Origin of the sequence: Thermosynechococcus sp. OHK43 (assembly GCF_014466085.1) — a bacterium.
In the GTDB taxonomy this organism is placed as follows: Bacteria; Cyanobacteriota; Cyanobacteriia; order Thermosynechococcales; family Thermosynechococcaceae; genus Thermosynechococcus.
In genome coordinates this window covers 1-8,517 of sequence record NZ_JACOMP010000129.1, presented here as the reverse complement: position 1 = coordinate 8,517, position 8,517 = coordinate 1, and the positions used below count along the sequence as shown (strand labels likewise).

Genomic DNA, 8,517 nt, shown 5'->3' with positions numbered 1-8,517 from the left:
TCCTTGTACCTTGCTTATAGCTATGATAAGAGGAGATTTAATTGAAGTAATTCTATGCTTTTCTGGGGATAACTTGGCTAGTAAAATGTCAAAGAGTTTCTTATCTCTTCTATAGGAAAAAGCTGGGGAATGGGGACAAGGCAAGGCCTGTTGACTGTAAAACTTTGTTACACTCAGGGATTGAGAGACGCAACCTATGAGGAACGACACTCCTATGAGTCAATCGCCGCTGGAGGCCTTTTTCCTTGGTCGAGCGACCGCAACGCTCCTGCGTGATCAGGCGCAGCATTTGTTTGTCGAATTCCTAAGTCAAGTGGGGCGATTTGATGCCGAGCAGCGGCAGCGGCTCCATGAATTCATGGAAGAGGTACAGACTCGTGCCCGCCAAGAAGCCGAAATGGTGGTGCCGCGGGGGAGCCAACGGGTGGATTGGCAAGCTCTGATTGATGATTTGCGCGCTGAAATTGCGGCCCTACGCACGGAACTGCAGCGCTACCGCAATCGTGAAAGTTAGCGACGGGGAACAACGATATATCCTGTTGTGAGGTAGGCCTCGGTGGTTGCTGGTGCTGGTGAAAATGACTCGGTGCCGAACACCCAGTGGCGATCGCTCCCCCAGTACCACCAATAGGCTGCTGTATAGGCACAGAGAATCGCATCCAGTTGATCTTCCAGCCCTTTGAGATCGCGCCCACTGGTGGGCAGTGCTTCCGGGAACTGCAACCTTAGGGACGGCTCACAGTGGCAAAGGCGGCTTGTCATTAACTCTCGAAGACGAGCTAACCCCCTGCGTCGCTCTGCAAGGCGGCCTTTTTTGTACTTGATGATTTGATCAAGCTCAAAGAGGGCGATCGCCGTAGCATGGGGGAAGACTTCAATTTGAAACCGTCCCGATTGCTGCGGCCCGATGGTAGGGGCATGGTGAAAGCCCCGTTGGCTGAGGGCTTCACTGAAACCCGTGGTGTGGCTTGCAAAGGGGGACTGCTGATTCGCAGGATAACAGCCAGCATGGTAGCGCCCAAGGACTTGATGGGACTGGCGATCGCAGGAGCGCATACCCCTGGGATTGGGAATAATTAGGGGCGCATCCACCGCCACCATTGCTGCTTGCCCAGAGGGTGCATCCCGATCAATCCATGCCAAGAGTTCCTGCGTATCACAGGCGCGATCGAGGGCAACCACCGCCAAATCTTGCCCCTGCCACTGCAAACAGCAGTACCCTGATGCCCCTCCTTGCCAAGCCAGATCAACGCCGAGAAACCGCATTCGCTGCCATCAACTGTTGTTGCGGTGGATGATCTTGAATGAGCAAAGCAGCAGCCACCACCCCCACTGCCGGTACCAGTACCAAACCAACTAAGGGGATCAACAGCCCCAAAAACTGCGCCAAACCAAGGCCATAGATCTGTGGCCTATAGGCACGGGTCAAAAGTTTGCGCTCCCTTAAAGAAGTGCTGTGTTTTTCAAGGAGGTAATCAAAACTGCCGCGCCCTAGAAAGAAACTATTGACGATCGCCATCACGACAGGTTGCAGTGGTCCCGTTAAAAATGAAAGCAGCAGAAAAATCACCTGCACCACCGCATCCCGCAGGGCAAACCAGCTACCGACAACGGCATTCCATAAATCACGCTGCCACCCCACCTCGATTGTTTGTCCCGTGGTAATTTTTTCAACACGGTTAAGCAGGGGGCCAAGGAAAGGAATCACCACAAGGGGAATCAGTGTTTGATAGCCAATCAGGGCTAAAAAGACAGCAAGGAGGGTTGCCAAAATATCAATGAACCCTTGGTAGAGCCACTGCCATTCCTCAGCAACAAACCAATAATTGCCAACGACTTGAACAGCCCAGAAAGCAGCAATGATGAGCGTTACCCCCAGAAGGAGGCTCAAGAAGGCAGGTAACAGCACATAGCCCCAAAGATGATAACGGGCTATAAAAAAAAGACCACGGCCAAAGGCAAAGAAACCCGCCTGAAACTGCTGTGCTGCTGACCAAAGCTGCTTGATCACTCCATTAGCCAGTTCTAGAATCTTCTAGGGAAATCCTCGCCTATCCACGGCGGGGCGGTGTACCTTCATCATCCGGCGGTGGGGCATCGGCAACAAAATTAGGGGTATTGGCCTGTTCAGCACGGGAAATCGGCGTTGCTGTCGGTCGCCATAGCCAACTCGTCAACAGTCCAAGGGTGAAGAGTCCCACCAGCAGGGGGATAAATAGATCCGTCATTGTTGTTTGCCTCATTAAATTCATCAAATTCATCATTGTACAGAATTGGAGGAGTCTCCCTTGAGCGCTAGCTCCCCTGACGCAGGGTCACCCTTGTAAGTTCCAGTAGAGCTCTTTTGACCAGCATTGATCTTTTGACGAGCATTGAAGTATTCAAACTAGTTAAATCCGCCCACTGGATCAGGGAAGTTTAAGCTATTGTTGAAGTAGCCATCTTGGGTGATAAGAGCAATGCCCCTGTCTCCCTTTTTGATTTGGTTAATTCTTGCCATCATCCTTTTTGTGATGGAGCTTGTTTTGCCGACGGCTTTTATGGAAGCCACCATCGGCCTCAGTGCTCTTATTGTTGCATTTCTCTCGTTCCTAATTCCCAGCTTTTCAGTACAAATTCTCCTTTGGATGGTGCTCTCCATTGTTGTGGTCTTTCTGTTGCGGCGCTATCAACCGAAGCGAGTTCCGCCAGTGCTCAAGGAAGCCGCCGAGGCCAAAACAATCACGAGAATTCCCGCTGGCGAAACGGGGCGAGTACTGTACGAAGGGATTTCTTGGCAGGCTCGCTGTGACGATCCCCACTTGGTCATTCCCGAACATCAGCGGGTGATTGTCATTGGCCGTCAGGGAACAACGCTCATTGTGATGCCTGAAGATGCTATTTAGCCCTAGGGGGCGATCGCCGTTTCTTGCGGTGTGTAGTGGCTGGATCAATGGGAAAACCGGCAAGGGGAACTACCTGGTCGAGGCGCTCTTTTTCCAGCCGTTTTAATTCCGTGTAATCTACCCAATGGATGCAATCGACGGGACAAGTATCAATGGCTTCTTGAATCAGTTCAAGGGGGTCACCATCTTGGCGCACCACCCGCGATCGCCCGTAGTTAGGCTCGATATAAAATGTATTTCGCGCCACATGGGCACAGTGTTTGCAGCCAATACAGGTAATTTCATCGACATAGACACCGCGTTGGCGATGGGCTCCCCCTAGTTCAGGTTCATAGCCACTGCGAGATTCACTTTGGCGCAGTTGACCACCAAGCTCTGGTTCTAAACCAAGGGGCTGACCCATCTGCCGATCCATTTGCGTGAGAGGCTAGGAACGCCAGCGTTGCAGCACGACCTTGACACTACCATCGGCCTGCTGTTCTGTGGCCTGCACTTGAAAGCCCTGTTCCGTTGCAGATTGCAGCACCGCATGGTAGGCATAGCGTTGGGTAACTTTATTCAAAAAGCGATCCACTGACCATGCCTGCTGCCAAAACTCCAAATCCGCCACTAGCTCGTACTCAGTGCCATTCCAGCGAAAGCCAATGTCATAGCCATTCTCTTGGGGAACAACCACTTGAGCGGTTTGGGTTTGACCGCGAAACCCGCGCACTTCTTGAGAGCCAGATTGCCACGGTAAGCCCAAGTCCGTTAGGGCAGCTTGTAAAGCAGGTAAACTCCGAATTTGGGTTTTGATTTGGCTGAAGTGCGACATGGATCACCAATCCTCAACGATTACCACTGGGAGGGGACAGATTGAACAACCAATTGATTTTCTTCCTCTTGGGAAGCATAGTATTCTGCGGTGGGCTGTTGGCTAATGACACATCCGAGTTGTGCTTCAATGGCAGCAGTCACCTCAGCACAGGATGCCCCAGCAATTCCCGTCACCGTTTCAACGACGCGGCCATCGGGATAAATAACAAATTCAAGGGTTTCTAGCATTGGCACAACCGACTCACTCGCAGTTATGACAAACCGCTTACGAGGATAAAATTCAAATCCCAACCTATGAAACTCATTGTGACGAAGGCTAACCAAAGGAGTCAAGGTCTTTAATAAACTTTACACTCCGCAGTCGTTTCCCTAAGACCCTGAGTAAAACAGATAATAGGGCAATCTATAGAGCTTTCTCTGCTTCAGGGATTAATAACAGATATGTACATGTGACTGAGAGGGCAGGGAGGGGCAGCATGTCCTAACAGTTCAGATCAACAGTCGTCACTATTGGACCACGGTCGCGTTTTCTAACGTTACAGATACATTTACTGTGATTATAGATAGCAGTGCTAAGATTACAGGTGTTCATTTCGAGCCATATCTGACCACCTATCTGCTGAACCTCTGCCCTCGTTCTTTCGGCCTTGACCTCTATGCAACAACGGCGTAGTTCTCCTGCACCTGAATTATCGTTGCAAAATACGCCCTTTTTTCGGGATTTACCGCAGGCGGTGGTAGAGAAAGCCCTAGCCCATGTGGTGACACGTCAGCATCCTGCCAACCGAGTGATCCTGCTGGAGAATGACTGGGGCACATCGGTTTACTTTATTCTCAGTGGCTGGGTCAAAATTCGCACCTACAACATGGATGGCAAAGAAATCACCCTGAATATCCTTGGCCCTGGAGAACTCTTTGGCGAAATGGCACCCCTAGAGGAAGTGCCCCGCTCAACGGATGTGATTACCCTAACACCGACGGTTGTGGCCAACATGCCCGCGGCGGATTTTGTCAATCTCGTCAATACTGAACCCCAAGCAGGAATACGCCTCGCCAAGTTAATGGCACGACGGCTACGGCAAGTGAATCGGCGGCTGCGGCTGCGGGAAGCCGATAGTATGTCACGGGTGGCGGATATTCTGCTGTTTTTGGCAGATGGTCAAGGGCGACAGGGAACCGATGGCTTAGAAATTCCCAATCTACCCCACCGTGAATTAAGTAGTCTGAGTGGCATGGCGCGAGAAACGGTGACACGGGTGCTGGGGAAACTGGAGCGTAAGGGGATTATTCGCCGCACTCAAGACTGCTTGTGCATTACTAATTTGCGTGCTCTAGAAAACTTACTCCTTTAGGATGAGAAACGATAATGATTGCTCTGGAGAGGATGGTATGTAGTGCCCAATACTCCGGCCAATGAACACCCCTAAAATCGCCATTTGAATGACCACTAGCATAATTTGCCAGTTCTTGTAGCCGGCGGCTTTCATTTCAATCCGCACGAGAATTTCGGTGCCAATGAGGATGGCAATCACACTAAAGACCCGAAAGGCAATAATGGCAAGGGTCACAGCGGTACTCAGCACCAGCACTGTAAAGAGACTGGGGGTGCCCACGCGCATCATTAAGCTACTAAAGATATTTCTAGGGTTGCTCTGGCGCGATCGCAAGAGGCTAGAGGTGCCACCCACGAGAAACACTGTTAGAATAGCTGCAAAAAAAGAAGCATAGGCCGACCACATCCAAGGATAGGCAGACAAATACCAGCCCACAAGTACGTAGCCCAGAACCACCAGCAACAGTAGGGCAAGGGGAAATTTGGTATACTCCGGCGATGAAGTCATCCCTAACGGGGGGCAAGGTGAGTACAAATCCACTCTACGGCAGCGGCTAAGTCCTCTGCAATGTAATCGGGTTGACTGGCGTGCTGATAACTGCCCTCAAGGACGCGATCGCCAAAGCCGGTTTGTACTAAAATGCCATAGCAGCCAGCATTCCGCGCCAGATCAATATCAGTGGCCTTGTCGCCTACCATCACACTGCGGCTGAGATCTAAGTCATGATCCCAAGCCGCTGCCACCAGCATTCCCGTGTTCGGTTTGCGCCAGGTTGTCCAGCCCGCATAGTCGGCAACCACTCCCCCTTCGGGACGGCTGAGATCAGGGCAGAAATAAACCGCATCCAACACCGCACCGGCACTGGCGGCTAGCAACTCCTGAAGTCTGTGGTGCAGAGCATGGACGTGATCGATGCTGTAATAATCCCGCGCCGGACCTGACTGATTAGAAGCTAAGCAGCAAAACCACCCCGCATCATTGAGCCGTCGGACTGCCTGGGCAACACCCGGAATTAACTGCAAGTCCTCGAGGTGATGAATGTAGCCCACCTCCTGGTTCAGCACGCCATCCCGATCAAGAAAGACCGCCGGTCTAGCCATGGCAAGCCGCCTCAATCACTGCTGAAACGGGAATATCGGCCATGTTGCCTGTGGTGGACTTGACGGCACGAAAACGGGGATCCGCCGGCAGGAGTTTGGCGGGATCCGTAGGGCCAAAAAGCGCCACAAGGGGGGTACCCACTGCCACCCCAAGGTGCATCGGGCCACTGTCTGTACAGAGAATCTGTTGTGCCTGTTGCATGAGAGCCGCCAGTTTGCGCAAGTCTGGAGGATAGCTAATTTTAATGTTGGGTAGCGCCTGCGTCAGTGCCCTCACCCATCCTTGATCCTCAGGCCCACAAACCACAATAAAAGGAAGATGTGGCTCCTCCTGTGCCAGTGTCTGGATGACCTCAACCCAACGGGTGGGGGGGTAAATTTTGTTAATCCCCTTGCTGAGGGCCATTTGACTAGAGCCGCCGTGCAAGAGACGATACCCACCGGAAAGGCCTAGGCGTTGTTGCTCCGCGGTTGCCCACTGCCTATCTGCAGCGGTAATCACTGCCTTGGGCAAGGGACAGGGGGTAGTGATCCCAAAGGCTTTGAGTAAATCGTGGTAGGTGGCGGCACTGTACTGCTCAAGGTTGACAGGGATGGCATCGGTGAGGAATCCCAAGGGATTGAGTTTGGCAAAGCCGACTCGCTTGGGAATCCCCGTCAGCCACAGCAGGAAGCGCACCGCTTTACTCCGCCCTAAGGAGAGAATTGCATCGTACTCTCCCTCCCGCAGTGTACCAATCAGGTTGGCCCAATCCGCCAGGGCATTGCGGTCTTTGAAGTTAAAGGGAATCACTTGGTGAACACTGCCACTCAATTGGTAGGCAGCCACGGCCCGGGGTTCAACCACCACATCCAACTGCGCCTCTGGAAAATGGGCTTTGAGATCATCAAGGGTGGGAAAAAATAAGATTTGATCACCAATGCCGCCGGGCACCAACGCCACGATACGTTTCATAGGGGTTTAGAACTTATGCAAACTCGCCCTCAATTTTACCTGCAAGTTTTGGTTGCAGGCGATCGCGCCATGCGAAGGCAAGGGGCAGCTCTGTGAACGGAATGCGACAGTGCTCTCCTGTGTTGGTTTGCAGCACTAGATGAATGGTGCCCTTGGCAGGGCTGGTATCTGTCTCAATCTCCTGGCCCCTACACTCGACCCAAACTCTTTGAACTGTTGATAAGTGACAGGTTTGCAGATTAACAATGCCCTTGGGGGTTGGTTCTCCCCACGTCAGGCGATCGCCCTGCTGACCAACAACAGCAGCAATATCGTACTTACTGGCTTCAAATTGCTGTGCCCACTGGCGATAGTGTTCCAGCTTGCGGTACTCGACCCAACCCAACCCTGCCAGCACAATAAAAACCGCCAATAGGGGTAACCAGAGCAGACCGTGACTCATGGATTCACCAACAACTGTCGCCGCAGGAGATCTAGGGCATTCATAGTGCTCAGATAGCGTATCCAATCCCGTCCCCGTTGACCGCTAATGCGAAATTCCCGGGTCATGACCTCACCATTGGGCAGTGCGACACCAATATAGACCAGTCCCACGGGTTTAGTGAGCGTCGCTCCCCCCGGACCAGCAATGCCGGTAATACTGACACCCCAATCACTGGCCAAGCGCGTCTTGACGCCTAGCGCCATCTGGGTGGCCACCACCGCACTCACGGCGCCCTCTTGCTCTAGATCCTGAGGATTCACTCCCAATAAGTTCACCTTAACTTCGTTGGCATAGGCAATGACGCCCCCTTTGAAATGGAGAGAACTCCCTGGCAAGCGCGTCAACATCTCCCCCAGACCACCCCCTGTGCAGGACTCTGCCACCGCCACTGTTTGGTGTCGTTCCTGCAGCAGCCGCCCCACCACACCGGCAAGGGTATCCTCATCGGCACCATAGCAGTCTAAACCCACAATTTGGCGAATCTCGGCTTCGACGGGCTGAATCAGTTGCTGAGCTGCCGCTTCGTCCTTGGCACGTGCGGTAATGCGCAGACGGGCTTCACCATTGCTCGCATAGGGAGCCACAGTGGGATGCTCGCGGGCAATTTGGGCAGCCACTTTTTCTGCAAGCACGGATTCTGGAATGCCCCAGAAACGCAGTACACGGCTGTAAATTACTTCCTTGCCCCAGCCTTGGGAGCGCAAAAAGGGCACGGCGGTTTCGTGCCACATCTGCTTCATTTCAGCGGGGACACCGGGAAAGGTGAGAATCGTTAAGCCAGTGCGCGGCTGCCAGATCATGCCGGGGGCAGTCCCCAAGGGGTTGGGGAGAATCTGCGCCCCCACAGGCAGGAGAGCCTGCTTGCGGTTACTGGGACTAAAGCCGCCCCGCTGGGCATATTTGCGCTCTAAATCAGCAAGAATTTCGGGACGTTCTTCTAGGG

General features: G+C 52.9%; 14 protein-coding genes and 1 pseudogene. 3 read left to right on the top strand and 12 right to left on the bottom strand.

The genetic code is table 11. The features are described 5' to 3' along the window. The first annotated feature begins 214 nt into the window (after nt 1-214). Nucleotides 215-514 carry a DUF6825 family protein gene (locus tag H8Q75_RS05265; RefSeq protein WP_024125157.1) on the top strand — a complete coding sequence of 100 codons (300 nt, stop codon included), beginning with the start codon at nt 215-217 and terminating at the stop codon, nt 512-514. On the opposite strand, the gene H8Q75_RS05260 is transcribed toward H8Q75_RS05265, so the two are convergent. Genes H8Q75_RS05260 through H8Q75_RS05250 form a run of 3 tightly spaced genes read right to left on the bottom strand, consistent with a single transcriptional unit; the run spans nt 511 to nt 2,228 of the window. Further along, nucleotides 511-1,266, bottom strand: a complete 756-nt coding sequence (locus H8Q75_RS05260; RefSeq protein ID WP_297040866.1) for a DUF429 domain-containing protein — start codon at nt 1,264-1,266, stop codon at nt 511-513. The genes H8Q75_RS05265 and H8Q75_RS05260 overlap by 4 nt on opposite strands. Further along, nucleotides 1,247-2,011, bottom strand: coding sequence for an EI24 domain-containing protein (locus tag H8Q75_RS05255; RefSeq protein WP_297040865.1), 765 nt, complete (start codon nt 2,009-2,011; stop codon nt 1,247-1,249). Before H8Q75_RS05255 ends, H8Q75_RS05260 begins: the two co-directional genes overlap by 20 nt. Before the next feature lie 40 nt (nt 2,012-2,051). Further along, nucleotides 2,052-2,228, bottom strand: a complete 177-nt coding sequence (locus H8Q75_RS05250) for a hypothetical protein (RefSeq protein WP_024125154.1) — start codon at nt 2,226-2,228, stop codon at nt 2,052-2,054. A gap of 231 nt (nt 2,229-2,459) precedes the next feature. Between H8Q75_RS05250 and H8Q75_RS05245 the strand changes: the two genes are divergently transcribed. Then, nucleotides 2,460-2,885, top strand: coding sequence for an NfeD family protein (locus tag H8Q75_RS05245; RefSeq protein ID WP_024125153.1), 426 nt, complete (start codon nt 2,460-2,462; stop codon nt 2,883-2,885). Here the strand turns inward: H8Q75_RS05245 and H8Q75_RS05240 are convergent. The 4 genes and pseudogenes from H8Q75_RS05240 to H8Q75_RS05230 form a co-directional block, all read right to left on the bottom strand. Next, complete coding sequence (locus H8Q75_RS05240) at nt 2,878-3,288, bottom strand: ferredoxin (RefSeq protein ID WP_024125152.1); 411 nt, start codon at nt 3,286-3,288, stop codon at nt 2,878-2,880. The two genes, H8Q75_RS05245 and H8Q75_RS05240, sit on opposite strands and share 8 nt — an antisense overlap. Nucleotides 3,289-3,312: 24 nt before the next feature. After that, nucleotides 3,313-3,699: a DUF1257 domain-containing protein gene (locus H8Q75_RS05235; protein WP_024125151.1), complete on the bottom strand. Its 387-nt coding sequence runs from the start codon at nt 3,697-3,699 to the stop codon at nt 3,313-3,315. A gap of 3 nt (nt 3,700-3,702) precedes the next feature. Further along, entirely contained in the window at nt 3,703-3,783 is an 81-nt protein-coding gene (locus tag H8Q75_RS11955; protein ID WP_225871802.1) for a hypothetical protein, read from the bottom strand. After that, nucleotides 3,771-3,929: pseudogene (locus H8Q75_RS05230) on the bottom strand (DUF2997 domain-containing protein); the annotation flags it as partial. The gene H8Q75_RS11955 and the pseudogene H8Q75_RS05230, both read right to left, overlap by 13 nt. Nucleotides 3,930-4,357: 428 nt before the next feature. Here H8Q75_RS05230 and H8Q75_RS05225 point away from each other — a divergent pair. After that, nucleotides 4,358-5,053 (top strand): Crp/Fnr family transcriptional regulator, encoded by a 696-nt coding sequence (locus H8Q75_RS05225; RefSeq protein ID WP_024125149.1) that lies wholly within the window; start codon nt 4,358-4,360, stop codon nt 5,051-5,053. On the opposite strand, the gene H8Q75_RS05220 is transcribed toward H8Q75_RS05225, so the two are convergent. From H8Q75_RS05220 to H8Q75_RS05200, 5 genes are all read right to left on the bottom strand, one after another. Beyond that, complete coding sequence (locus tag H8Q75_RS05220) at nt 5,042-5,542, bottom strand: hypothetical protein (protein ID WP_297040864.1); 501 nt, start codon at nt 5,540-5,542, stop codon at nt 5,042-5,044. The genes H8Q75_RS05225 and H8Q75_RS05220 overlap by 12 nt on opposite strands. 2 nt (nt 5,543-5,544) lie before the next feature. Then, the gene (locus tag H8Q75_RS05215; RefSeq protein ID WP_024125148.1) at nt 5,545-6,135 is read right to left on the bottom strand and encodes an HAD family hydrolase; all 591 of its coding nucleotides are present in this window, start codon (nt 6,133-6,135) and stop codon (nt 5,545-5,547) included. Beyond that, nucleotides 6,128-7,090 (bottom strand): glycosyltransferase family 9 protein, encoded by a 963-nt coding sequence (locus H8Q75_RS05210; protein ID WP_024125147.1) that lies wholly within the window; start codon nt 7,088-7,090, stop codon nt 6,128-6,130. The genes H8Q75_RS05215 and H8Q75_RS05210 overlap by 8 nt, the downstream gene beginning before the upstream one ends. Nucleotides 7,091-7,103: 13 nt before the next feature. Beyond that, a complete protein-coding gene (locus H8Q75_RS05205; protein WP_024125146.1) occupies nt 7,104-7,532 on the bottom strand; it encodes a hypothetical protein in 429 nt (142 codons plus the stop codon). Then, the coding region (locus H8Q75_RS05200) for a competence/damage-inducible protein A (protein ID WP_297040863.1) at nt 7,529-8,517 on the bottom strand (989 nt) is incomplete at its 5' end. The genes H8Q75_RS05205 and H8Q75_RS05200, both read right to left, overlap by 4 nt.